General features: G+C 65.0%; 27 protein-coding genes. 19 read left to right on the top strand and 8 right to left on the bottom strand.

The window, feature by feature from the left end; translation table 11 throughout:
• Nucleotides 1-86: 86 nt before the first annotated feature.
• On the top strand, nt 87-2,507 hold the full coding sequence (gene hrpB / locus BMX67_RS09425) for an ATP-dependent helicase HrpB (protein ID WP_090734327.1): 2,421 nt from the start codon (nt 87-89) through the stop codon (nt 2,505-2,507).
• Here the strand turns inward: hrpB and BMX67_RS09420 are convergent.
• The 4 genes from BMX67_RS09420 to BMX67_RS09405 all read right to left on the bottom strand — a co-directional run bounded on the left by BMX67_RS09420 (nt 2,504) and on the right by BMX67_RS09405 (nt 4,319).
• Nucleotides 2,504-2,839, bottom strand: a complete 336-nt coding sequence (locus BMX67_RS09420) for a DUF2794 domain-containing protein (RefSeq protein ID WP_090734433.1) — start codon at nt 2,837-2,839, stop codon at nt 2,504-2,506. The genes hrpB and BMX67_RS09420 overlap by 4 nt on opposite strands.
• A gap of 71 nt (nt 2,840-2,910) precedes the next feature.
• A complete protein-coding gene (locus BMX67_RS09415; RefSeq protein WP_090734325.1) occupies nt 2,911-3,195 on the bottom strand; it encodes an I78 family peptidase inhibitor in 285 nt (94 codons plus the stop codon).
• A 2-nt stretch (nt 3,196-3,197) separates the two neighbouring features.
• Complete coding sequence (locus BMX67_RS09410; protein ID WP_090734324.1) at nt 3,198-3,548, bottom strand: hypothetical protein; 351 nt, start codon at nt 3,546-3,548, stop codon at nt 3,198-3,200.
• A 126-nt stretch (nt 3,549-3,674) separates the two neighbouring features.
• The gene (locus BMX67_RS09405; protein ID WP_090734322.1) at nt 3,675-4,319 is read right to left on the bottom strand and encodes a TetR/AcrR family transcriptional regulator; all 645 of its coding nucleotides are present in this window, start codon (nt 4,317-4,319) and stop codon (nt 3,675-3,677) included.
• Between the two features lie 240 nt (nt 4,320-4,559).
• Between BMX67_RS09405 and BMX67_RS09400 the strand changes: the two genes are divergently transcribed.
• The 5 genes from BMX67_RS09400 to BMX67_RS09380 all read left to right on the top strand — a co-directional run bounded on the left by BMX67_RS09400 (nt 4,560) and on the right by BMX67_RS09380 (nt 9,721).
• On the top strand, nt 4,560-5,987 hold the full coding sequence (locus tag BMX67_RS09400; RefSeq protein ID WP_090734320.1) for a Glu/Leu/Phe/Val family dehydrogenase: 1,428 nt from the start codon (nt 4,560-4,562) through the stop codon (nt 5,985-5,987).
• 162 nt (nt 5,988-6,149) lie between these two features.
• Nucleotides 6,150-7,847 (top strand): acyl-CoA dehydrogenase, encoded by a 1,698-nt coding sequence (locus tag BMX67_RS09395; protein WP_090734319.1) that lies wholly within the window; start codon nt 6,150-6,152, stop codon nt 7,845-7,847.
• A complete protein-coding gene (locus BMX67_RS09390; RefSeq protein ID WP_245739363.1) occupies nt 7,844-8,908 on the top strand; it encodes an MBL fold metallo-hydrolase in 1,065 nt (354 codons plus the stop codon). The genes BMX67_RS09395 and BMX67_RS09390 overlap by 4 nt, the downstream gene beginning before the upstream one ends.
• Nucleotides 8,909-8,920: 12 nt before the next feature.
• Nucleotides 8,921-9,073: an aa3-type cytochrome c oxidase subunit IV gene (locus BMX67_RS09385; protein ID WP_090734317.1), complete on the top strand. Its 153-nt coding sequence runs from the start codon at nt 8,921-8,923 to the stop codon at nt 9,071-9,073.
• A gap of 21 nt (nt 9,074-9,094) precedes the next feature.
• Nucleotides 9,095-9,721, top strand: a complete 627-nt coding sequence (locus tag BMX67_RS09380) for a hypothetical protein (protein ID WP_090734316.1) — start codon at nt 9,095-9,097, stop codon at nt 9,719-9,721.
• Here the strand turns inward: BMX67_RS09380 and BMX67_RS09375 are convergent.
• The gene (locus BMX67_RS09375) at nt 9,706-10,041 is read right to left on the bottom strand and encodes an AzlD domain-containing protein (protein WP_090734314.1); all 336 of its coding nucleotides are present in this window, start codon (nt 10,039-10,041) and stop codon (nt 9,706-9,708) included. The genes BMX67_RS09380 and BMX67_RS09375 overlap by 16 nt on opposite strands.
• Nucleotides 10,038-10,823: an AzlC family ABC transporter permease gene (locus BMX67_RS09370; RefSeq protein ID WP_090734313.1), complete on the bottom strand. Its 786-nt coding sequence runs from the start codon at nt 10,821-10,823 to the stop codon at nt 10,038-10,040. The genes BMX67_RS09375 and BMX67_RS09370 overlap by 4 nt, the downstream gene beginning before the upstream one ends.
• A 71-nt stretch (nt 10,824-10,894) precedes the next feature.
• Here BMX67_RS09370 and BMX67_RS09365 point away from each other — a divergent pair, with 71 nt between their 5' ends.
• Entirely contained in the window at nt 10,895-11,371 is a 477-nt protein-coding gene (locus BMX67_RS09365; RefSeq protein ID WP_175479865.1) for a GNAT family N-acetyltransferase, read from the top strand.
• Here the strand turns inward: BMX67_RS09365 and BMX67_RS09360 are convergent.
• Both BMX67_RS09360 and greA read right to left on the bottom strand, forming a co-directional pair.
• Nucleotides 11,368-12,312 carry a hypothetical protein gene (locus tag BMX67_RS09360; RefSeq protein WP_139206474.1) on the bottom strand — a complete coding sequence of 315 codons (945 nt, stop codon included), beginning with the start codon at nt 12,310-12,312 and terminating at the stop codon, nt 11,368-11,370. The genes BMX67_RS09365 and BMX67_RS09360 overlap by 4 nt on opposite strands.
• Nucleotides 12,309-12,779, bottom strand: a complete 471-nt coding sequence (gene greA, locus BMX67_RS09355; protein WP_090734309.1) for a transcription elongation factor GreA — start codon at nt 12,777-12,779, stop codon at nt 12,309-12,311. Before greA ends, BMX67_RS09360 begins: the two co-directional genes overlap by 4 nt.
• 240 nt (nt 12,780-13,019) lie before the next feature.
• Between greA and BMX67_RS09350 the strand changes: the two genes are divergently transcribed.
• The 12 genes from BMX67_RS09350 to BMX67_RS09295 all read left to right on the top strand — a co-directional run bounded on the left by BMX67_RS09350 (nt 13,020) and on the right by BMX67_RS09295 (nt 24,179).
• Nucleotides 13,020-14,675, top strand: coding sequence for an electron transfer flavoprotein-ubiquinone oxidoreductase (locus BMX67_RS09350; RefSeq protein WP_090734307.1), 1,656 nt, complete (start codon nt 13,020-13,022; stop codon nt 14,673-14,675).
• Between the two features lie 87 nt (nt 14,676-14,762).
• Nucleotides 14,763-16,607: a tetratricopeptide repeat protein gene (locus BMX67_RS09345; protein ID WP_245739361.1), complete on the top strand. Its 1,845-nt coding sequence runs from the start codon at nt 14,763-14,765 to the stop codon at nt 16,605-16,607.
• A gap of 9 nt (nt 16,608-16,616) precedes the next feature.
• Nucleotides 16,617-17,450 carry a 4-(cytidine 5'-diphospho)-2-C-methyl-D-erythritol kinase gene (locus tag BMX67_RS09340; protein ID WP_090734303.1) on the top strand — a complete coding sequence of 278 codons (834 nt, stop codon included), beginning with the start codon at nt 16,617-16,619 and terminating at the stop codon, nt 17,448-17,450.
• 31 nt (nt 17,451-17,481) lie between these two features.
• A complete protein-coding gene (locus BMX67_RS09335) occupies nt 17,482-18,216 on the top strand; it encodes a pyridoxine 5'-phosphate synthase (RefSeq protein WP_090734301.1) in 735 nt (244 codons plus the stop codon).
• Nucleotides 18,217-18,257: 41 nt separating this feature from the next.
• On the top strand, nt 18,258-18,683 hold the full coding sequence (locus tag BMX67_RS09330; RefSeq protein ID WP_139206473.1) for a hypothetical protein: 426 nt from the start codon (nt 18,258-18,260) through the stop codon (nt 18,681-18,683).
• 58 nt (nt 18,684-18,741) lie between these two features.
• Nucleotides 18,742-19,155: a holo-ACP synthase gene (gene acpS, locus BMX67_RS09325; protein ID WP_090734298.1), complete on the top strand. Its 414-nt coding sequence runs from the start codon at nt 18,742-18,744 to the stop codon at nt 19,153-19,155.
• A 72-nt stretch (nt 19,156-19,227) separates the two neighbouring features.
• Complete coding sequence (gene lepB / locus BMX67_RS09320; protein ID WP_090734297.1) at nt 19,228-20,022, top strand: signal peptidase I; 795 nt, start codon at nt 19,228-19,230, stop codon at nt 20,020-20,022.
• The gene (gene rnc, locus BMX67_RS09315) at nt 20,019-20,708 is read left to right on the top strand and encodes a ribonuclease III (RefSeq protein ID WP_090734295.1); all 690 of its coding nucleotides are present in this window, start codon (nt 20,019-20,021) and stop codon (nt 20,706-20,708) included. Before lepB ends, rnc begins: the two co-directional genes overlap by 4 nt.
• Nucleotides 20,705-21,619 (top strand): GTPase Era, encoded by a 915-nt coding sequence (gene era, locus BMX67_RS09310; protein WP_090734294.1) that lies wholly within the window; start codon nt 20,705-20,707, stop codon nt 21,617-21,619. The genes rnc and era overlap by 4 nt, the downstream gene beginning before the upstream one ends.
• Before the next feature lie 8 nt (nt 21,620-21,627).
• Nucleotides 21,628-21,963, top strand: coding sequence for a DUF1491 family protein (locus BMX67_RS09305; RefSeq protein WP_090734293.1), 336 nt, complete (start codon nt 21,628-21,630; stop codon nt 21,961-21,963).
• A gap of 45 nt (nt 21,964-22,008) precedes the next feature.
• Complete coding sequence (gene rarD, locus BMX67_RS09300; RefSeq protein WP_090734291.1) at nt 22,009-22,944, top strand: EamA family transporter RarD; 936 nt, start codon at nt 22,009-22,011, stop codon at nt 22,942-22,944.
• 98 nt (nt 22,945-23,042) lie between these two features.
• Complete coding sequence (locus BMX67_RS09295; protein WP_090734290.1) at nt 23,043-24,179, top strand: Hint domain-containing protein; 1,137 nt, start codon at nt 23,043-23,045, stop codon at nt 24,177-24,179.
• Nucleotides 24,180-24,235: the final 56 nt, after the last annotated feature.

The raw sequence follows: 24,235 nt of genomic DNA, 5'->3' as shown, positions 1-24,235 counted from the left end.
TCTTTTCATGCACAAGATAGGTCCGATGCAGGCGTTTTCATAGGGCGGGCTTTTCTGGGGCAAGACGCTCTGCCATAAGCCTGCGCATGCTGGATAGATTGCCCATTGACGATGCCTTGCCCGACCTGATCGCCGCGCTGTCGGCGCATGGCCGTGCCGTGCTGGTCGCGCCGCCGGGTGCGGGCAAGACGACGCGCGTGCCGCTGGCGCTGATGGACCGGGTGCCGGGGCGGATCGTCATGCTGGAACCGCGCCGCCTTGCCGCCCGCGCCGCGGCCGAGCGTCTGGCCCATGGCCTGTCAGAGCCGCTGGGACAGCGTGTCGGCTATCGCATCCGCGGCGAGTCGGTTCCGGGCACGCGGATCGAGGTCGTGACCGAGGGGATCCTGACGCGGATGATTCAGGGCGACCCGTCGCTGGACGGGATCGGCTGCGTCATCTTCGACGAGTTCCACGAACGCAGCCTGAACGCAGATCTTGGTCTGGCGCTGGTCTGGGAGGCGCGATCCGCCCTGCGCGAGGACCTGGCGCTGCTGGTCATGTCGGCCACGCTGGACGCGGAACCGGTCGCGGCGATGCTGGATCAGGCCCCGATCATCCGGTCCGAGGGGCGCGCCTTTCCGGTCGAGACACGCTGGCTGGATCGTCCGTTGCCGCCCCGCAGCCGCATGGTGGACGAAGCCGCGCGGCTGGTGCGCTATGCCGTCGCAGAGACCGCGCAGACCGGCGGCACGATCCTGACCTTCCTGCCCGGCGAGGGCGAGATCCGCCGGGTCATGGCGCAACTGGGCGATACCGGTTGCGAGGTGCTGCCCCTGTTCGGCGCGTTGGACGCCAAGGCGCAACGCGCGGCGCTGTCCCCGCCGGGCGACAGGCGGCGCATCGTTCTGGCGACGGCGATTGCGGAAACCTCGCTGACCATCCCCGAGGTGCGGGTGGTCGTGGATGCCGGTCAGGCCAGGCGCGCGCGGTTCGATCCGGGCAGCGGCATGTCGCGGCTGGTCACCGAACGGGTCAGCCGGGCCGAAGCCGAACAGCGCCGGGGCCGTGCGGGTCGTGTCGCCCCCGGCATTTGCTATCGGATGTGGGCGCGGGTCGAAGAGGGCGCCTTGCCCGCCTTCGCCCCCGCCGAGATCGCCGTGGCCGATCTGACCGGACTGGCGCTGGAACTGGCCGCATGGGGCGCGGCTCCGCAGGATCTGGCATTTCTGACCCCGCCGCCCGATGCGGCCATGGCCGAGGCGCGCGCCCTGCTGACGGGGCTTGGCGCGCTGGACAATGCGGGCCGGATCACCGCGCATGGCAAGGCACTGGCGCGGCTGCCGCTGCATCCGCGGCTGGCGCATATGCTGTTGCAGGCCGGGCGCGGGGCTGCCGATCTGGCGGCGCTGCTGTCGGATCGCGATCCGCTGCGCGGGGCACCGGTCGATCTGTCGCTGCGGCTGGCCGCGCTGAAGGATCCGCGCGGTTTTGCCGACCGTCACCCCTATGACCTGCACCGCGCCGCCCTGCCGCGCATCCGGGACGAGGCGGCCCGCCTGCGTCGGCTGTCGGGCGGCAATGCGGGCGGCCTTTCGGTCGCGCAGATGGCTGCGTTGGCCTATCCCGACCGTATCGCACAGCGCCGCAAGGGGGACGAGCCGCGCTTCGTGATGTCGGGCGGCAAGGGCGCGGTTCTGGACCCGACCGATCCGCTTGCGCAGCAACGGCTTCTGGTCGCGCTGGACCTGGATGGCGACACGCGCGAGGCGCGGGTTCGTCTGGCCGCGCCGATCACCGAATCCGAACTGCGCGAGGTTCTGGGCGATCAGGTGCGGCAGGTGCGGATCTGCGAATGGTCGCGCCGCGACAACCGCGTTCTGGCGCGCGAACAGGAACGGCTGGGTGCCGTGGTGCTGTCGGATCGCATCTGGTCCGACGCGCCCGAAGATGCGGTGGCGCTGGCGGCGCTTCAGGGGTTGCGGCTGGACGGGCTGCCCTGGACCAAGGCCGCGGCCCGGCTGCGGGCGCGGATGCGGTTGCTGCCCGATCTGGGCCCGGTCGATGATGACAGCTTGCTGGCCGATGGTGATTGGCTGCTGCCGTGGCTGGGCCGTGTTCGCACGCAATCCGACCTGCGCGCGCTGGATCTGGTCGAGCCGCTGAAGGCACGGATGGGCTGGGATGGGCAGCAACGGCTTGCCGCCGAAGCCCCGGCCCATTTCGTGACGCCCCTGGGTCGCAAGGTGCCTATCGACTATGACCACGAAACGCCGTCGATCGAGCTGCGGCTGCAGGAACTGTTCGGCGTGACCCGGCATCCGGTCGTGGGCGGCAGGCCCCTGCGGGTCAGCCTGTTGTCGCCGGGCGGCAAGCCGGTGCAGGTCACGACCGATCTGCCCGGCTTCTGGGCCAGTTCCTATGCCGATGTCCGCAAGGATATGCGCGGCCGCTATCCGCGCCATCCCTGGCCCGAGGATCCGACGCAGGCCGACCCCACGACCCGCGCCAAGCCGCGCGGCACCTAATCGTCGACGGGGCGGATCAGCTTGCGTTCCAGCACCCGCAACACCTGTCCCAGGTCGTGACCGCGTTTCAGGATGCGCCCATCCATGCCGATCACGGCATAGATGCCCTGGGCATTGCGCAGCTTCGGGCGTTTCTCGATGCGGTACAGCGGGTGTTCGGTCGCGCGGCGAAACACGCTGAAAATCGCCGCGTCGCGCAGAAAGGACATGGCATAGTCGCGCCATTCCCCCGCCGCGACAAAGCGACCATAGACCGACAGGATCAACCCCAGTTCAGAGCGGTCAAAGACCACGCGGTCGGGATCGGCAGCAAACGGCGGCGATGCGTTCATCATGACGAAATGGTGACACCGCGCGCCGCGCAGATCAATCGAAAAGGGCGACCCGTGGGCCGCCCGTCGTCTCAGTAGCAGCTGACCTTTTCGATCAGGCCGGCGCGGCTGTATTCGATGTTCAGCCGATCGGGCCGGTAATCTGCGGTCACCGCGTCCTCGGGGCCGATGACCCGCGTTCCCAGCGGAAACTTCATGCTGTCCAAGGCGGCTTTCGGCTGGCCGACCAGACCCTGATAGCCCGCGGCCCCGCATTCCTGCGGCAGATCCAGGACCGGTTGCGAGCCGTCATCCGTCACGGGTTCACAGGCTGCCAATGTCAGTCCGGCCAGGGCCGCGAATGCAAGGGCGCGCATGATCAACCGCAATCGATGTTGTAGATATTGCCCGAGGCGTCCAGCCGGAAGACGACGCGCTGCGGATTGTATTCCTGCGGCTCGATCCCGCGATATTCGACGACGCGGTATTCACGGGTCACGCCAAGCGACGGGATCACGCTGCCGGGCTGGGACAGGGCGCTGGTATAGTTCTTGGCGCCGCACAGGTCGGGCTGACGTTCTTCCAGACCGCTGATGCCCTCGGTCGGCAGCACGGGCACAGGTTGCACGGCGGGGATCGGCGCAGGCGCCGGGACCGGAGTGGGGGCCGGCATGCAGCCCGCCAGAAGCCCGGTCAGTGCAGCGATCGGCAGGATCGTCGTCTTCAGCATTTCCTCGATGTTCCCTCGTATGCCCGGATGGGTGGGCGATTGTTCCAAGGCGACTATACGTCGCAGCCGGGGCTGTGAGAACCCGGCCCGAAGGTCACGATTATTTCAGCTGTCGCAGCGATGCGATCAGGCAACGGCGCTGGTCTGGCGGCTGGGACCGAAGGCCGACAGGAACAGTTTTCCGGCCTCTTCGCCATTGGCGCGCACGGCATCGGCTTCGGGTTTGCGCACGGCCAGCAGCGCATCCTCGACCGAGGCGCTGCCGCACAGGCGCACGAAATAACGCGCCGCGCGGTCGGCATCGGCGACCTGAATTTCGCCGCGCTGATGGAAATGCTTCAGCAGTTGCGCCAAGGGCGCGATCAGCAGCTTGGTCAGGCTGGCGTGATAGGCGGTGGCGATGTTGGGAAAGCGCGTCGCCTCGCCCACGGTCAGGCGATAGATGCGCAGTTCGGCGTCGCGGGCCAGCCATGCCGCGATCAATCCGCCGATCCGGGGCAGGGCCACCGCGGCGGGTTCGTCGCCGGATACCTTCTGCAACGGACCTTCCTTGCGGGATTCGATTTCCGAACGCAGAACCTCTTGGAACATCAGCGTCTTGTCGGGAAAATACGCGTAAAGCGTGGCTTTCGAGACGCCTGCCTGCCGGGCGATGTCGTCGACGCTTGCACCGGCGTAGCCGTCTCGCAGAAAGATTTCCTTGGCCCCGTTGCACACCTGAATGAACTTGCGGCCTTCGATGACCTTATTCTGTTTTTTACTATTCGACATCTTCAAAAATCCAATACTGACATCGCCTGTACAACGCGGCCCGGGGCGACGGGTTGCTGACTTGCAGCGGCTCGGCCTGAAAACTGGCGCGGATGGTCCAATAATCGTGGGAATTTGCCAGATTACGCAAATCTCTGCAATGGTGATCGGCGTGTTAGCGCCGACATGGCGTGGCCTTGCGGCGGGGATTCACCTATTCCTGAAAGACAAGATTCGTGCCAAGCGAAACAGGAGGCTTTCATGGCCAGCACGCATACGTCATTCCGCGACTCGGTCGAGCGGATGTACACCCACGCCGCAGGGTTGATGACCTTGCCGCCGGGGCTGGAAGAAAAGATCCGGGTCTGCAACTCGACCTACACGGTACGTTTCGGGGTCCGCCTGCGTGGCGAGATCCATACCTTCACCGGCTACCGTTCGGTCCATTCCGAACATATGGAACCGGTCAAGGGCGGCATCCGCTATTCGCTGGATGTGAACCAGGATGAGGTCGAGGCGCTGGCCGCGCTGATGAGTTATAAATGCGCCTTGGTCGAGGTGCCGTTCGGCGGTTCGAAGGGCGGTCTGAAGATCGATCCCCGCGCCTGGAACGAGGATGAGCTGGAACGTGTGACGCGTCGCTTCACCTATGAACTGTCGCGCCGCAACCTGATTTCGCCCAGCCAGAACGTGCCGGCCCCCGACATGGGCACGGGCGAGCGGGAAATGGCGTGGATGGCCGATGCCTACAAGCGCCTGCATCCCGACGACATCAACGCCAAGGCCTGCGTGACCGGCAAGCCGCGCAGCGCGGGCGGCATCGACGGCCGGGTCGAGGCGACGGGCCGTGGTGTGCAATATGCCCTGCGCGAATTCTTCCGCCATGACGACGTGATGAAGCGCGCAGGTCTGGAAGGCACGCTGGCCGGCAAGCGCGTGATCGTGCAGGGTCTGGGCAATGTGGGCTATCACGCCGCACAGTTCCTGTCGGCGGAAGACAAGGCGCTGGTCACCTGCGTCATCGAACGCGACGGGGCCATCACTAATCCGCAGGGCATCAATATCGATGCGCTGCGCGGGCACATCATCTCGACCGGTGGGGTGCGCGGCTTTGCCGGTGGCGATTACCACGAAGAGGGTCTGGCCCGTCTGGAAGACGAATGCGACATCCTGATCCCGGCCGCCGTCGAAAGCGTGATCCACGCCAAGAATGCCGACCGGATCAAGTGCAAGCTGATCATCGAGGCCGCGAACGGTCCCGTGACCGCCGATGCCGACGAGATCCTGAAGCGCAAGGGTATCGTGATCATCCCCGACATGTATGCCAACGCGGGCGGTGTGACGGTGTCCTATTTCGAATGGGTCAAGAACCTGTCGCAGATCAGCCTTGGCCGACTGGAGCGTCGCCACGAAGAGGCCCGCGCCCGCATGTTGATCGAAGAGCTGGAGCGGATCTCGGCCGATACCGGCACCAATTTCACGCTGGCCAAGGGCTTCAAGGATCAGTTCCTTGTCGGCGCCGATGAACTTGAACTGGTGCGTTCGGGTCTGGACGACACCATGCGCGAGGCGTTCGGCAAGATGAAAGAGGTGTGGATGGCCAACCCGCGCGTCGATGACATGCGGACGGCGGCCTATGTGGTGGCGATCCGCCGCATCTCGAATGTCTATGGTTCGCTGGGTCTGTAACCGGGCCTGACACACAGCGCCCGTCCCGGTTCCGGGGCGGGTGCGACCTTGGCGCGGGGGTCGTGACGCGGGGTTTCGGTTGTGACCTGCGATCACCTGCCTAAGATGCCCCTGACAGCCTTGGCGACCCGTCTGCGTCGCGCATTCCGAAGGGGGGAAATCATGTCCTATAGGGCACCGGTCGAACAGATCCAGTTCATGCTGCGCCATGTCGTGCCATTTGCCGATGTCGCGGCCACCGAACGATTTGCCGAAGCCACCCCCGAAACCGCCGATGCGATCCTGAACGAGGCCGGCAAGCTGACCTCGAACGTGCTGGCGCCGCTGAACCGCAATGGCGACCTGACGCCCGCGCGGCTTGAAAACGGGGTGGTGCGATCCTCGCCCGGCTTTGCCGACGGGTTCCGCGCGATCGCCGAGGGCGGCTGGGTCGGGCTGGCCGCCGATCCCGAATATGGCGGCATGGGCCTGCCACAGGCGCTGAACATGGCGGTCGCCGACATGATGTCGGGCGCCAATCTTGCGCTGCAACTGAACCCGCTGCTGACGCAGGGCCAGATCGAGGCGTTGGAGCATCACGCCAGCGACGAGCTGAAGGCGCTGTATCTGCCCAAGCTGACCTCGGGCGAATGGTCGGGCACTATGAACCTGACCGAGCCCGGCGCGGGCAGCGATGTCGGCGCGTTGACGACCAAGGCCGAACGGAACGAGGACGGCACCTATTCGGTCACGGGGCAGAAGATCTTCATCACCTGGGGCGACAGCGACGTGACCGAAAACGTCTGCCATCTGGTGCTGGCGCGTCTGCCCGATGGCGCCAAGGGCACGCGCGGCATCAGCCTGTTCATGGTGCCCAAGCTGATCCCCGACGAGAACGGCAAGCCGGGCCGCGCCAACAGCCTGAAGGTCGTCAGCCTTGAAGAAAAGCTGGGAATCCATGGCAGCCCCACCTGTGTCATGAGCTTCGAGGGGGCGACCGGCTGGCTGGTCGGGGCCGAACACAAGGGCATGGCGGCGATGTTCACGATGATGAACTGCGCCCGTCTTGGCGTCGGCATGCAGGGCGTCGGCGTGGCCGAGGCTGCGCTGCAGCAGGCCGTCGCCTATGCGCAGGATCGCAATCAGATGGGTCAGATCATCCAGCATCCCGATGTCCGCCGGATGCTGGCCACCGCCCGGGCCGAGGTGTTCGCCGCCCGCGCGATCGGTCTGGCCTGTGCGACCGCAATCGACATGGAACGCGCCACCGGCGATCGCGATCATGCGGCCCGCGCGGCGTTTCTGACCCCGATCGCCAAGGCCTATGGCACCGATGTCGGCGTGCGCGTGGCCGATATGGGCGTTCAGGTGCATGGCGGCATGGGTTATGTCGAGGAAACCGGCGCGGCGCAGTATCTGCGCGATGTCCGCATCACTCCGATCTACGAGGGCACCAACGGCATTCAGGCGATGGATCTGGTAGGGCGCAAGCTGTCGGATGGCGGCGACGCCGCGATGCGCCTTCTGGACGAAATTTTCGACGGGGCGAAGGCCGCGCATCATGACCATCCCGATCTGACAGATCCGGTATTGCAGGCTGCGGAAACCCTGCGCGAAGCCACGCAGTCATTGCTGGAACGCGACCTGACGCTGCGCTTTGCCGGGGCGGTGCCCTATCTGTCGGCCTTTGCGCGCGTTCTGGGCGCGCATTATCATCTGCGTGCGGCCCGTCATGGCGGCGGCGCGCATGTCGCGCTGGCGCGGGTGCATATCCTGCGCGTGCTGCCGCGTGCCGCAGCCGAACTGCAAGAGGCGCTGGCCGGTCTGGACGACCTGACTGCGCTACAGGACGCGCATCTGGCGGGGGATTTCGCGGCGTGATCGTCACGCCGTTCCAGACCCCGCCTGTGGAAGGTCAGGCCACAGAGCTTGCCGAGGGCGTGCTGTGGTTGCGCCTGCCGCTGCCGATGGCGCTGGACCATGTCAATGTCTTTGCGCTGGATGATGGCGATGGCTGGACCATCGTGGATACCGGACTGGATACAAGGCGCGGTCGCCAGATCTGGCAGGCACTGCGCACGGGGCCGTTGCGCGGCCGTCCGATCCGGCGCGTGATCGGCACGCATCATCACCCCGACCATATCGGCCTTGCGGGCTGGTTCATGGCCGGTGACGATGCCGAACTGATGATGTCGCGCACCGCCTGGTTGATGGCGCGGATGCTGGTGCTGGACCGGCAGGATCGTCCCACACCACAGGCGCTGCGGTTCTGGAAACAGGCGGGGATGCCTGCCGGGATGCTGGAACGCCGCGCCGCGCAGGCGCCCTATAACTCGGCCGATGTGGTCCACCCGCTGCCGCTTGGTTTCACGCGGCTGTCCGAAGGGCAGATCGTCGGCTTTGGCGGGCGTCGCTGGCGGGTCGCCTTGGGTGACGGGCACGCGCCGCGCCATGCGACCTTCTGGTCGCAGGATGACGGGCTGGTCATCGGTGGCGATCAGTTGCTGCCCTCGATCTCGCCCAATCTTGGCGTCTACCCGACCGAGCCGCAGGCGGATCCGGTGGGCGAGTGGCTGGAAAGCTGTACGCGGCTTGCCGGGCTTGCGCGCGACGATCAGCTGGTTCTGCCGGGGCACAAGCTGCCCTTCCGGGGGCTGCCGACGCGGCTGCGGCAGCTGATCGACAATCACCACGGCGCGTTGAACAGGCTGGAACAGGCCTTGCAGGCCGGTCCCCGCAGCGCCGTCGATTGCTTTGACATCCTGTTCAAGCGCCGCATCGGTGAGGCCGAGTTCGGACTGGCGCTGGTCGAGGCGGTCGCGCATGTGAACCACCTGCATCAGCGGGGCAGAATCGCACCAGTCGGCGAAAGCGATGGCGCGATATTGTGGGGGGGCGTGACAGCCCCGGCAGTTTCGGCTATCGCGGAAATATCGAGGTAACAGGGGGCAGCCATGGCCACGCATCACGAAGTTTCGGAACATCAGCACGGGTCGATGGACATCACCGAGCACAAGAAAACCTTTGCCGGTTTCATCAAAATGGCAACTTGGGTGGTTATTCTGTCGGTGGCCGTCCTGATCTTCATGGCGCTTGCCAATTCCTGATCTCTGTCGCGGATACCGGTGATGAAAAGACGAGTGTTTCTGGCGGCGTCCCTGCCGGCGGTTCTGGCCGCCTGCGGTGCCGATAACGTCTGGGACGATGCCGAAGAGGTGCGCAAGGCCCGGTTCGTATCGGACGAGGCCCCCTCGATCACGCTGTTCACCGTCATCGGTATTCCGCGCGGGCAGGGCGGTCACTCGGCCTTGATGATCAATGGCAGCCAGCGCGTGATCTATGATCCGGCCGGCAGCTGGAAACATCCCCGGATTCCTGAACGGCATGATGTCCTGTATGGCATCACCGACAATTTCAAGAATTTCTACATCGATTATCATGCCCGCAGCACCTATTGGGTGGCCGAGGACAGCGTGCCCGTCACCCGCGAGGTCGCCGATCTGGCCATCCGCCGGGCCGAGGCGAATGGCGCGGCCAACAAAAGCTTCTGCGCGGTCGAAACCGGCACGGTCCTGCGGGGCGCTCCAGGATTTCAGGGCGCGCCAAGCGGGTTTTCCCCGATCAAGCTGCGCAACTGGTTCATGACCCTTCCCGGCGTCACCTCGAAGCGTCACCATGACGGCGACCCGGCCAATAACCATAACGTCCTGATCCGTCAGAAGGACGGTCAGTTCACCGGCTATCCCAGAACGTAAAGCAGCCCGAACAGCGTGATCGCGCCCGCAAGGATCGACAGGATCACGTTCTTGGTCAGCACGCCAACCGCCACGGTCGCCGCCGCCGCCGACAGGCGGGCGGGGTCGGGCTGACCGTCGGTCGCCGCGGGCCACATCACCAAGGGCGCGACCAGCGCGGGCAGCACCGCCACCGGCGTATAGCGCAGCATGCGCAGCACCCATTCCGGCATGTCGCGATTGCCCAGGGCACCCAGAAACGACCAGCGGATCAGGAAGGTGCCGATCCCCAGCGCGATGATGACGATCCAGATGGAAAGTTCGGAATACTGGTCGATCATGACATCTGCCCCTTGCGGCGTTCGGTCCAGGTCTCGACAAGGGCGCCTGCGGCCATGCCAAGCGGTGCGGCGATCATCAGGCCCAGCCCCGAAGGCAGACCCGCAAACAGCAATGCGGCGCTGATCGCCACAAAGCAGGCGACAAGATGCGCCGCCGTGCGCAGCATCGGGGCGATCATCGCCAGAAAGGTGATCGGCATGGCGAAATCCAGCGCGATGTCATCGGGGATCGCGCGTCCCAGCGTGGCACCGGCCCATGTCGCGGCCATCCACGGAATGCTCAGCGCCATCGCCGTGCCAAAGAAATAGGCCATCCGCTGCCGCACGCTCAGGCGCGGGTGCCGTTCGTAATGCTGGACCGCCAGCGCATAGCTTTGATCGATCAGCAGGTAGGCCAGCCAACCCTTTTGCGCGGCTGGCGCATCGCGCAGCCACGGTACAAGAGATGCCGAATACATCGCCATCCGCAGGTTCACCGCCAGCCCCGACAGGATCACGATGAAGATCGGCGCGTTGTCGGTCATCAGCTGTACCGCGGTGAATTGCGACGCGCCCGCCAGCACCAGCACCGAAAAACCCATGGTCTGCGCCAGATCCATCCCGGCTTCCAACGCGACGACGCCGAACAGGACGGCGAAGGGCACGATGACGATCAGGAAGGGCAGGGCCTGCACCATGCCATGCCGGAATGCCTGCGCGGGTGTGCGGGCAAGGGCGCGCAGACCGGCCTCGTCCGGGGCGGGCTGGCCGGGATCGGGTCTGGGGGCGGGTGAGGGGGCCATGGCTGCTTTCATTCTGCCGCGATTGCGGTCACCTTGGTTGCATGACGTGCAAGCAAGGGCAAGGCAGGCCGGTGCAGATTCTGACCCCGATTCCGGATGCGTTTCTGCCCGATGCCGCGCGGCTGTGGTGTAACGCTTTCGCGCCGCGCAGTCGGCGGGCGGCAATGCGTGCCGATCACGGGATCGCGGCCGTGAGGTGGGGGCAGGTCGTCGGTATCTGTGGTCTGCGCGACGCGGGCGGCGGCTTTCCAGGGACGTCGATGCGCGGCGGTTTCGCCTTTCGCGCGGCGCCGCAGACATCGGATCTGGTGCTGGACGGTCTGGTCGTTGCCGAAACGCGTCAGGGGATCGGGCGGGCGCTGGTCATGGCCGCCGTGCGGCAGGCCGCGTTTCGGGGCCATCCCGGACTGCGGGCCGAGGTGCGGATCGCAAATCGACCGGCCATGGCATTCTATCGCGCACTGGGGTTTGTCGAGGTGACGCGCGGGCGCTTTGGGTGGCCCTGGGGCGGGCAGGTCGCGGTGCTGCACCTGCCCGTCGATGACTAGGCGAACAGCCCCGCCGCGCGTCCGACAAGCATGAAGGCGCGCGTGGACCGCGTATCGCCCATGACCTGCAATTCCGCGTCATCCAATTGCGGGATCAGCTGGGTGATCAGCACGTCGAAATGGCGCAGGAAGTGATGGGCGCTGTCGCGGAAAATCTCGTCCCCGCGCAGGATGTCCGAGGTCAGCGCCAGGGCATCGGCATCGTTGATCCCGCCAAGTGGGGCGATGGCGCTGCCCCGCTCGCCCTCGCCAAAGCGGCGCCAGACATCGGCCGGGGCGGGCTGTGGCGGCAGGTCGTCCATATAGACGCCGCGATCGGCCAGCAGGGTGATGACATCCTGCGCCGCGCGCAGAACGCGTGCGGTTTCATGATCCTGCAGGGCGCTGCGCAGCGCGGCGATGGCATCGGCATCGTCCGGCCCATCGGGAAAGTTCAGCGCCCGGATCACGGTTTCGGCCGGAATATCGACCGCTTCGGGGGCGTCAAAGCTCATGGCGGATTGACGCGGATCGGGCCGGGCGATGGCTGCGGGACGGGGCTGCGCGGGGACCTGCGGCCTTGGTGCAGGCGGCGACCGGTCCGGCGGGGGGGCCGGACGGGCGGTGCCGGACGGACGCGGCTGATCTTCGCTGCGCGTGGGGCGCGCGGGCTTGCCACCGCGCAATTCGTCCAGCTGACGATGCAGGTGGTCGGCCTCGGCCCGCAGTTCCGCAATCGACCGTGCCAGCGAGACCGCCATCCAGATCAGCGCAAGCGGCATCACCGCGCCGATGATGGCCACCAGTCGCGTGACCCCGCCAGTGGCACCTTCATCACCCGGCGCCAACAGCCAGAACAGCATCAGCAGGATCAGCCACCCGGCCGACAATGCGTATCCCACCGCGGTCAGCGCATCACGGCGGGCCAGGGATGCAAGACGACCGGGAAGGGACATCGTCATTCGTACCGGATCGCCAGAACTTCGTAGCTGCGCACACCGCCCGGGGTCTGGACATCGACGCTGTCGCCTTCATCCTTGCCGATCAGCGCCCGCGCCAGCGGCGACCGCATGTTCAGCAGGCCGCGTTCGATATCGGCCTCGGCCTCGCCCACGATCTGGTAGGTCTTTTCTTCTTCGGTGTCCTCGTCGACCAGATGCACCGTCGCCCCGAACTTGATCGAGCCCGACAGCCGGGCCGGGTCGATCACTTCGCAGCGCGACAGGATGCTTTCCAGCTCTTTGATGCGACCCTCGATGAAGCCCTGCTTTTCGCGCGCGGCGTGATATTCGGCGTTCTCGGACAGGTCGCCATGTTCGCGCGCCTCGGCGATCTGGCGGATGATGGCCGGGCGTTCCTTGGATTTCAGCTCGGTCAGTTCGCGTTCCAGCAGCTGATAGCCGCTGCGGGTCATCGGTATCTTGTCCATCCCTGCCCAGTCCTTTGCGCTTTGCGTTCGCGGTCCGGATGCTAATCGAACGCCCCCGCCATTCGAAAACGGCAGGGGCGCAAAATCCGGTTCTGGCATCGTGACCCCAAATCCGGGACCAATGCAAGCCCACTTGCTGGGCACAGGTCGATTTCGGCCTATGGCCCGTCGCGTAACGATTGCTCTGTGCAAAAACGCGCGATAGTGCTGTTGCAGCAAGAAACTGGGGAGAGTTCAGCCATGACCGACGAGACGCAGATCGAACGCGAGTCGATGGAATACGATGTTGTGATCGTCGGCGGTGGTCCATCGGGTCTGTCCGCAGCCATCCGGTTGAAGCAGATCGATCCCGAGCTTCAGGTCGTGGTCCTGGAGAAAGGCTCGGAAATCGGCGCGCATATCCTGTCGGGCGCGGTTCTGGACCCCGCAGGGTTGAACCGCCTGATCCCGGACTGGAAGGAAAAGGGCGCGCCCCTGAACACCGAAGTCGTGGACGACAATTTCTTCGTTCTGGGCGAGGCGGGCCAGGTCCGCGTGCCGAACTGGCCGATGCCGCCGCTGATGAACAACCACGGCAATTATGTCGTCAGCATGGGCAATGTCTGCCGCTGGCTGGCCGAACAGGCCGAGGAACTGGGCGTCGAGATTTTCCCCGGCATGGCCGCCAGCCAGATCGTCTGGGACGGCAATCGCGTCAAGGGCGTTGTAGCGGGCGAAATGGGTCTGAACGCCGATGGCACCCCCGGCGCGATGTATGAACCGGGGATGGAGCTGCACGGCAAGTATGTATTCATCGCTGAAGGCGTGCGCGGCAGCCTTGCCAAGGAAATCATCGAAAAGCTGAACCTGTCCGACGGTCACGAGCCGCAGAAATTCGGCCTTGGCATGAAGGAAATCTGGGAGGTTCAGCCCGAAAAATTCCAGAAGGGCCGTGTCGTCCACACGATGGGCTGGCCGCTTGGCAAGAACGCGGGCGGCGGCAGCTTTATCTATCACTTCGAGGATAATCAGGTTCTGGTCGGCTTTGTCGTTCACCTGAACTATGCCAATCCGCATCTGTATCCCTATGCGGAATTCCAGCGATTCAAGCATCATCCGATGGTTGCCGAACTGCTGGAAGGCGGCAAGCGCGTCGCCTATGGCGCCCGCGCGATCAGCGAGGGTGGCCTGCAATCCATCCCGGAACTGTCCTTCGATGGCGGCGTCCTGCTGGGCTGTTCGGCGGGCATGGTCAATGTTCCGCGGATCAAGGGCAACCATAACGCCATGATTTCCGGCATCGAGGCAGCCGAGGCCGCGGCCGCCGCGCTGAAGGAGGGTCGCGAAGGCGATCGCCTGACCGCCTATGACGAGGCCGTGCGCAAGGGCGACATCGCCAAGGACCTGAAGAAGGTGCGCAACGTCAAGCCGATCTGGTCCAAGCTGGGCCTGTGGCCGTCGCTGATGCTGGGCGGTATCGACATGTGGGTGTCGAACCTGACCGGCTGGAACCCGCTGGGGACGTGGAAGCATGGCAAGACCGACGCGCAGGCGACGGGCAAGGCCAAGGATTTCCAGCCCATCGACTATCCAAAGCCCGATGGCAAACTGTCCTTCGACCGTCTGACCAACGTGGCGTTTTCCTTTACCAACCACGAGGAAAGCCAGCCCGCGCATCTGAAGCTGAAGGACCCTTCGATCCCGATCAAGGTGAACCTGCCTGAATATGCCGAACCGGCGCAGCGGTATTGCCCCGCGGGGGTCTATGAGGTGATCGAAGAGGGCGGCGAGGCGCGCTTTCAGATCAATTTCCAGAACTGCGTCCATTGCAAGACCTGCGACATCAAGGACCCGTCGCAGAACATTAACTGGACCACGCCGCAGGGCGGTGACGGGCCGAACTACCCGAATATGTGATCGCTGGGGCCGGGGCTGTGATTGCCCCGGCCGTTTCACATGTCTAGGCTGGGTCGCAACGCCCTTGTGATTTCTGCGATGGATGACGTGAGCACGACCCGACCGAATCTGGCCCTGATCGTTGCGCTGCTGGCTGGCCTGAGCTTGCCCGCCGTTGCGCAAGAGCCCCCCGCACCAAAGCCCGACCAATCCCCGTCTGCCGCGACCGCCAAGGCCGGGGATGACCAGACCGCGCCTCTGACCTTCGGGTTGGCCGGCCCCTATCTGGCCGCCCGGATGGCCACGGTCGAAAACGACTATCGCGCCGCCGCCCGCTATTTCGTTCAGGCGGTCGCCCATGATCGGGGTGATCGTTACCTGCAGGACAACGCGCTTGTCGCGCTGGTTTCGGCGGGGAATATCCCCCGTGCCGTCGAATTGGCACAGCAGATGACGCAGGATGGCGACCGGACCGAATTGTCCGACATCCTGCTGCGCGCCCAGTTGGCCCATCAGGGCGATTGGACCGGCCTGATCCAGCTGATCGACACCGCACGCAGCGACGATGACAGTCAGCGCAACCTGATCGAGGATATGGTCCAGGCCTGGGCGCTGATGGGGGCGGGCCGCGCCTCGGACGCGCTGGCTGAATTCGAACGCCTGTCGCAGATCGACGGCGTTGGCCCGATGGTCCGCTATCACCTTGCCTTGGCGCGCGGCATGGTCGGTGACTACGAAAGCGCACAGGAATTGCTGGCCGATCCCGCGACCGGCGGCCATTTGCTGGGCGTGACCGCCCGCGCCCAGATCCTGAGCCAGCTGGAGCAGAACGACAAGGCCGTCGACATGCTGAACCAGTTGCAGGGGATCGAGGCCGAGCCACAGATCGTCGCGCTGCGTGACCGCTTGGAAACCGGGGAGACCATTCCCTTCGATGTGGTGAAATCCCCGGCGGATGGCATTTCGCAGGCTTTTCTGACCTTCGCGACCGCGCTGGCCAGCAACCCCGATCCCGAACCGCTGTCGCTGATCCACGCCCGCATCGCGGCCTGGCTGTCGCCGGAAATGCCCGAAGCACGCCTGATGGTGGCGCAGCTTCTGCAGGACCGGCAGCAATTCGATCTGGCCGAACCCGAATTCGAGGCGCTGCGCCAGATGGGCCAGATGCGCCCGGTGGCCGAATTGTCGCGCATCGACGCGCTATCCCGCGCCGACCGCCGCGCCGAGGCTGAAAAGGCCGCGCTGGCACTGACCGCCGCCTATCCCGATCTGCCGCAGGCCTGGGTCGCGCTTGGGGATGTCCTGCGCCAGCAGGAAAAATTCGCCCAGGCCGTGCCTGCCTATGACAAGTCCCTGGCGCTGATGCAGGATGGCCCGGACCAGTCGCGCTGGTTCCCGCTTTATGCACGGGGCATCGCGCTGGAACGATCCGGCCAGTTCGATCGCGCCGAGGCCGATCTGCAGGCCGCGATCAAGATCAAGCCGGATCAGGCCAGTTTGCTGAACTATCTGGGCTACAGCTGGATCGACCGGAACCAGCACCTGGAAAAGGGGCTGGAACTGATCCAGAAGGCGGTCGAACTGTCCCCGAACGACGGTTATATCCTTGATTCGCTGGCTTGGGCCTATTTCCGTCTGGGTCGTTTCGATGAAGCGGTCGCCCCCATGGAACAGGCGGTCGGCAGCATGGCGGCCGATCCGGTGGTAAACGATCATCTGGGCGATATCTACTGGATGGTCGGCCGCACCCGCGAAGCCGAAATTCAGTGGCAGCGCGCCCTGTCGCTTGAACCCGGCGACAGTGGCGATGTCGATCCCGACCGGCTTCGCGCCAAGCTTGACCGAGGTCTGGATGCGGTGATGGCCGAGGAACGCGCCGCCGGCGAAACCAAGGATCTGCCGCCGCCGCAGACCGAGGCCGGGGCCCGGACCGATCCCAAGACCACGGATTGACCCGCCTCCATGACCGAAACTTCCGTGGTCGAATTCGCCCCGGCCAAGCTGAACCTTGCCCTGCATGTGACCGGCAGGCGTGACGACGGTTATCACCTGCTGGATTCGCTGGTCTGCTTTGCCGATCACGGCGACCGCATTGCCTTGTCGCGGGGCGGTTCATCGCTGATGATCGACGGACCGTTTTCTGCGGGCCTTGACGCGGGTGGCGACAACCTGTGCCTGCGCGCGGCGGCCCTGACGGGCGCCGATGCGGCCATTCGCCTGACCAAGAACCTGCCGGTGGCCTCGGGCATCGGCGGCGGTTCGGCCGATGCGGCGGCCGTGCTGCGCGGGCTTGCGCGCTTGGGCCATCCAATGCCGGACGATACCCATCGTCTGGGGGCTGATGTCCCGGTCTGCCTACGTTCGGCTCCGGCACGGATGTCCGGCATCGGAGAGGTCGTCGTTCCGCTGCCCGCCTTGCCGACGCTTGATCTTGTGCTGGTCAATCCGGGCGTGGCGGTGTCCACCCCTCAGGTTTTTGCCGCGCTGGATCGGCGCGACAATCCGCCGCTGCCGCCGATCCCCGCATTTGCCGATGCGACCGCGCTGATCGCGTGGTTGCGTCAGACCCGCAACGATCTTCAGGCCCCCGCCAGCCGGATCGCGCCGGTCATCGGCCAGGTGCTGCAGGCGCTGACCCACCACGGCGCGGGCCTTGCCCGCATGTCGGGATCGGGGGCGACCTGCTTCGGAATCTTCGACGGGGCTGCGGGAGCCCGCGCCGCCGCGTCGGATCTGGCGCGACGGGGCTGGTGGGCGGTCGCGACGGAACTGGCACAGCCGCAAATCGCGGGCTAGACTGCCGCTCGACCTATCCCGGAGGACCGACATGCTGCGCCTTGGCGTCAATATCGATCACGTCGCGACGATCAGAAATGCCCGCGGCACGCCTTGGCCCGATCCGCTGCGCGCCGCACGGATTGCCGAACAGGCCGGTGCCGACGGCATCACCGCGCATTTGCGCGAAGATCGACGCCATATCAGCGATGCCGATATCGACGCGCTGATGGCCGATCTGCGCCTGCCATTGAATCTGGAAATGGCAGCGACCGCAGAGATGCAGCAGATCGCATTGCGGCACCGCCCCCATGCCGTCTGCCTCGTCCCCGAAAAGCGGGAAGAGCGTACCACCGAAGGCGGCCTCGACGTCGCCGGAAACGAAAACTATCTGGCCGAATATATCGCCCCGCTTCGCGACGCGGGCAGCCGCGTGTCGCTGTTCATCGGTCACGAACCCGATCAGATCCGCGCCGCCGCCCGCATCGGCGCCGCCGTGGTCGAGCTGCATACCGGGGCCTATTGCGATCTCGACACCGAAGGTCGCCACGCCGACCGTGACGCCGAACTTCGGGGCCTGCGCGACGGCGCCGCCCTCGCAGCCAGCCTCGGCCTCGAGGTGCATGCCGGCCATGGCCTGACCTTCGATACCGTCGGACCCATCGCCGCCATCCCAGAGATCGCCGAACTGAATATCGGTCATTTCCTGATCGCCGAATCGGTTTTCATCGGTCTCGGCGATGCCATCCGCAAAATGCGCCGCTGCATGGACAAGGCACGGACGTGATCCGCAGGGCGGCCCTTCTGGCGTTTCTGGCCACCCCGGCGATGGCGCAGCAGGATCTCGGCGCGGCGCAGGTGCAGCCCTGCGGCGACGCCGATCGTGTCGATACCATCGCCGAACCCTGGCAGGACAACATTTCCAGCTACGCGCAGGGTCAGATCCGTATCGCACTGCTGGATTACGTCGAACCTGCGGGCGGCGCCTTCAAGCTCTTGGTGCTCAGCCCGCCGCGCGACGAACTCGGCTTTCGTCAATGCCGGATCGTGCAGCTCGGCGACGGTATCGGGTTCTACGACATGGATTTCGGCCGGCATCACGCCAGCTATGACCCCGCCCGCGGGCTGACCGTCACGCTGCCCGCCAGGCATTATCCGGTTTCGGGCGATCATGATGACGATGCGGGCTGGTTCCAGCTTTCTGTCACCATCGATCAGCAGACCGGCCAGATTACGACGCAAGGCTTCAAATGATGCGAACCGGCTTCTTCTTTGTTCAAATACCCATGATCCTGACGGGGATGTCGCGCGCATGATTCTGGGCATCGGAACCGACCTTGCGAATATCGACCGCATTCAGGGGACCCTCGACCGTTTTGGCGATCGCTTTCGGGACCGTGTGTTCACCGAGACCGAAAAGGCCAAGGCGGCCCGCCGCAAGGACGAGGCCGGAACACTGGCCAAAAGATGGGCGGCAAAAGAGGCCTGCAGCAAGGCGCTGGGAACCGGGCTTGCCATGGGCATCAGCTGGCGCGACATGTCGGTCAGCAATCTGCGCACCGGGCGGCCGGTCATGCATCTGACGGGCTGGGCGGCGGACAAGCTGGCTCAGATGACCCCCGCCGGGCACGAGGCCATCGTCCATGTCACCCTGACCGACGATCACCCCTGGGCACAGGCTTTCGTGGTGATCGAGGCGCGGCCGCTTTCAGGCTCGCCTGCTTGACTTTGCCCCCCTTGGGGGACCATGAACGCCACCAAACGCGGCCGCCGTGCCACGCAGGAAAGGACGACGACTATGGCCGACAGCACGGCAGGCAAGAAAAAGGAAGGCATCTGGGAGACGGTCAAGACGATCTTCTGGGCGCTGGTCATCGCAGGCATCTTCCGGACCCTGTTCTTTCAGCCCTTCTGGATTCCCTCGGGCTCGATGAAGGACACGCTGCTGATTGGCGATTTCCTGTTCGTCAACAAGATGGCCTATGGCTATTCGCAATATTCCTGCCCCTTCGGGATCTGCCCGATCACGGGGCGTATCCTCGCCTCGGAACCCGAACGCGGCGATGTCGTCGTGTTCCGCCATCCGACCCGCGGGGTGGATTTCATCAAGCGCCTGATCGGCCTGCCCGGTGATACCGTGCAGATGCGCGGCGGTCGTCTGTGGCTGAACGGGGAAGAGGTGCCGACCCAGCCCGCCGGCGATTTCGTCGAGACCAAGGAACAGCAGGGGCCGCAGGGCCTGATCCCGCGCTGCGTGAACGATCCGGTGCAGGAGGGCGGCGAATGCGTCAAGCAACGCTTTACCGAAACCCTGCCGGGCGGTGGCAGCCATGATGTGCTGAACATCGTCGATGGCTGGGTCGCCGATGACACTGCCACCTTCACGGTGCCGGAAGGGCAGTATTTCTTCATGGGCGACAACCGCGACAATTCCGAGGATTCGCGCTTTCCCCAAGAGGTCGGCGGCCTTGGCTTTGTCCCGGCGGAATATCTGATCGGCCGCGCCGACCGGATCATGTTCTCGTCCGCGGGCCGCTCGCTTCTGTATTTCTGGACCTGGCGTCCGGACCGCTTCTTCAAGGCGGTCGAGTGACCCCCTCTGCCGAGATACGCGCCTTCATGGGCCGTCTGGGTCACGAGTTCAAACATCATGAACTGCTGATCCGGGCGCTGACTCATGGCTCGATCGCGTCGCCGACCCGGCCCGACAATCAGCGGCTGGAATTTCTGGGCGACCGCGTTCTGGGCCTGGTCATGGCCGAGGAATTGTTCAATGCCGACCTGACCGCCAGCGAAGGGCAGTTGGCGCCGCGCTATAACGCGCTGGTCAAGGGCGATACCTGCGCCGATATCGCCCGCCAGATCGGGCTGGGCGATGTGCTGAAACTGGGCCGTTCGGAAATGCTGTCGGGCGGGCGGCGCAAGGATGCGCTGCTGGCCGACGCGATGGAGGCCGTACTGGCCGCCGTTTATCTGGATGCCGGTTTCGCCACCGTGCGCAAGGTCGTGCTGCGTCTTTGGAAGGATCGGCTGGACGGGCTGGAAGATGATCCGCGCGACGCCAAGACCGCCTTGCAGGAATGGGCGCAGGCCAATGGCATGCCGCCCCCGCGCTATGACCAGACCGGGCGCAGCGGTCCCGACCATGCCCCCGTTTTCCATATCACCGTGCGGCTTGCCGACGGGCGCGAGGCTTCTGCCGAAGGCGCCGGAACCAAGCGCAGCATCGAACAGGCAGCGGCGAAACTGCTGCTGGACCGGCTGGAGGGCCGCGAATGACCGAAACCAACACCCGCGCAGGCTTTGTCGCGCTGATCGGCGAACCGAATGCCGGGAAATCCACCCTGCTGAACCGCATGGTGGGCGCAAAGGTCAGCATCGTGACCCACAAGGTGCAGACCACCCGCGCCCGCATTCGCGGGATCGCGCTGCATGATGACAGCCAGATCGTCTTTGTCGACACGCCGGGCATCTTCCGTCCGCGCCGTCGTCTGGATCGCAGCATGGTCGCCGCCGCCTGGGGCGGGGCTGCCGATGCCGATGTGATCCTGTTGCTGATCGAGGCGCATCGCGGCCTGACCGATGGCGCGCAGGCGATCATCGACCAGTTGAAATCGCTAGACACGAAAACGCCGGTCGCGCTGATCATCAACAAGATCGACCGCGTGAAATCCGAGGTTCTGCTGGCCCTGTCGCAAAAGCTGAACGAGGCCTATGCGTTTCAGCAGACCTTCATGATTTCTGCGGAAAAGGGCTATGGTTGCGCCGATCTTCTGGACTGGCTGGCCGCGCAGGTGCCTGCAAGCCCGTGGCTGTATCCCGAAGACCAGATCGCCGATCTGCCGATGCGCATGATCGCCGCCGAGATCACGCGCGAAAAGCTGACCCTGCGCCTGCACGAGGAAATTCCCTATCAGCTGACGGTCGAGACCGAGCAGTGGGAAGAAAAGAAGGACGGCAGCGCAAGGGTCGAACAGGTGATCTATGTCGCCCGTCCCGGCCACAAGGGCATCGTCCTTGGCAAGGGCGGCGAGACGGTCAAGGCCGTCGGGCAGGCCGCCCGCACCGAGATGGAGGAATTCATGGGACGCCGCGTCCATCTGTTCCTGCAGGTCCGCGTGCGCGAGAACTGGCAGAACGAGGCCGAACGCTATGGCGAGATGGGCCTTGATTTCCGCGATGGCGACTAGGCACGACCATGGCTGAGGCGCGGCTGGCGGCCGGGGTCTGGGTTTCGGCCTATCTGACCCGGCTGGGGCTGGCCAATATCCCGGCCTATGTGATCGCGCATGGCGACGACACCGCGGGCGCGATCATGGTGAAATGCGCCCGGCTGGACGGCACCGCGCAGCTTTATGCCCGCGAATGGGACATGGACAGAGACGAACGGCCCTGGACCCTGACCGCCGATCTGCCCGAGGCGCAGATAGATCAAGCGATCCGCCGCCAGCGGGGCTTTGATCCCGATCTATGGGTCATCGAAATCGAAAGCCGCGATGGCCGCACCCTGCTGGACGAAGCAGGGCTTGGCTGAATATCGGCTCTGGCGCGGCGCGGTATTGCGGCATATGCAATCCGCATGAGCGCCGCGATCCCCATCCCCGCCGATTCCCCCCGTGGCTTTGCCTATGCGATGGCCGCCTATCTGTGCTGGGGCCTGTTGCCGCTGTATATGAAGGCGCTGTCCCACATTCCCGCGACCGAGGTGATCGCCCATCGGGTGCTGTGGTCCTTGCCGATCGCGGCGGCGGTGCTGCTGTGGCAACGGCGGTCGGATGATGTGCGTGCGGCCTTGCGCAGCCCACGGCTGCTGGCGATGGCGGGGCTGACGGCGGCGCTGATCAGCGTGAACTGGCTGACCTATGTCTGGGCCGTCGGCAACGGTCATGCGCTGGATGCCGCGCTGGGATATTACATCAACCCGCTGTTCAGCGTGCTTCTGGGCATGTTGTTTCTGGGCGAGAAACTGACCCGGCTGAAGATGCTGTCGGTTGCGCTTGCCCTGTCGGCGGTGGTGATCCTGACGGTGCAGGCGGGCAAACTGCCCGTCGTCGCGGTGCTGCTGATCCTCAGTTGGGGGCTTTACGCCTATTTCAAGAAAAGCCTGCCGCTTGGGCCCAATCAGGGATTCACGCTGGAGGTGCTGATCCTGACGCCGTTTGCCGCGGCCTTCCTGCTGTGGCGGCAGGTCACGGGGCAGGGCGCCTGGGGCGATGGCAGCCTGTTCGATGTCGTGATGCTGCTGGGCTGCGGGCCGGTCACCGCGATCCCGCTGCTGTTTTATGCAAACGGGGCCAAGCTGCTGCGCCTGTCGACCATCGGCGTGCTGCAATATACCACGCCGACGATGATCTTCCTGATCGCGGTCTGGATGTTCAACGAACCCTTCGGCACCGCGCGGATGATCGCCTTTCCGCTGATCTGGTCGGCGCTTGCCGTCTATACGGTGGCCCTGCTGCGCGAGGCGGGTGCGGCGCGCCGTGCCGCGATGGCAACAACCCGCCGGATGCAGTGACGCGCACCGGCCAGAATCTATTTACCCTTTTGTGCATTTCTTCTACGATTTTTCTGATCCGGAAGTAGACTTACAAAGAATTCATTCAGGAGGTTTCGATGCCGTTGAGATGGGAAGCCCTGTATCTGGGCAATATTTCGACCGATATCGACAGCATCGAAGGCAACTCGGTCGGTGGTGTCTTCGTCTCTGAAAATGCCTCATCCCCCTCGGTGCTTGGGACTTATGGCGCGGGCGGTGATCGCGGCGGCTTGACCACGCCGATCTATGAAAACCAGCATTCCGTGACGACCGTGAACCGCTTTGGCAGCACGGCGACGTTGAGTGCAAATAACAACGGCAATCTGTTTGAATTTTTTCAAACCGATCGCAATGGTGACGGCACGGCCGAGAACTATAATTTCGACGGGCTGTTCCGCTATCAGGTCACGCTGACCTATTTCGACGGCACCACCGCCGATACGACCGTGCTGATCGCGCAGATGGACAATGGCGACATGTGGCTGGTGCCGCCATTCTCGGCCGGCTTGCCGGACCCGACCCTGACCGCCAAGGCGATCAGCAACGTGACGCTGAACAGCGCTGTCACGAATCAGCTGTTCGACCTGTCGCGGGACCGGCAGGTTATCGCTTTCGCCTGTTTTGCCGAAGGGACGATGATCCAGACGCCCGATGGCGCGGTGCATGTGCAGGATCTGGCCGTGGGCGATACGGTGCAGACGCATGATAACGGCGCGCAGGCGATCCGCTGGATCGGTCGGGCCACCGTCGACTTGGAACAGGCCCCGCATATGCAGCCGATCCGCATCGCGGCGGGGGCCCTTGGTGCCGGCAGCCCTTCGGCCGATCTGATCGTGTCGCCACAGCATCGCATCCTTGTGCGCTCGGCCATTGCGCAGCGGATGTTCGGCGCTTCCGAAGTCCTGGTCGCGGCCAAGCAATTGCTGGAACTGGACGGGATCGAGCTGGCCGAGATCGGCGATTCCGTCAGCTATGTGCATTTCATGTGTGCGGAACATCAACTGGTGACGGCAAATGGCGCATTGACCGAATCGCTGTTCACCGGACCCGAGGCGATGTCCTCGGTCGGGCCGGCCGCGCGGCAGGAAATCCTTGAACTGTTCCCCGAACTGGCCGAGGTCGAGACGGCGCCCGTCCGACCGTTGGTCAAGGGTCGCCACGGTCGCAAGCTGGCCGCCCGCCATCAGGCCAATGGGCGCGATCTGCTGTCCTGACTTGCCCGCAGCCATGCGCCGTGACAGCCTGCGGATGTTGCAGGGAAGGATGCGCG

Source organism: Paracoccus homiensis (genome assembly GCF_900111675.1).
In the GTDB taxonomy this organism is placed as follows: domain Bacteria; phylum Pseudomonadota; class Alphaproteobacteria; order Rhodobacterales; family Rhodobacteraceae; genus Paracoccus; species Paracoccus homiensis.
The sequence above is the reverse complement of the archived record's forward strand: the minus strand, read 5'-3'. Positions and strand labels throughout refer to the sequence as shown.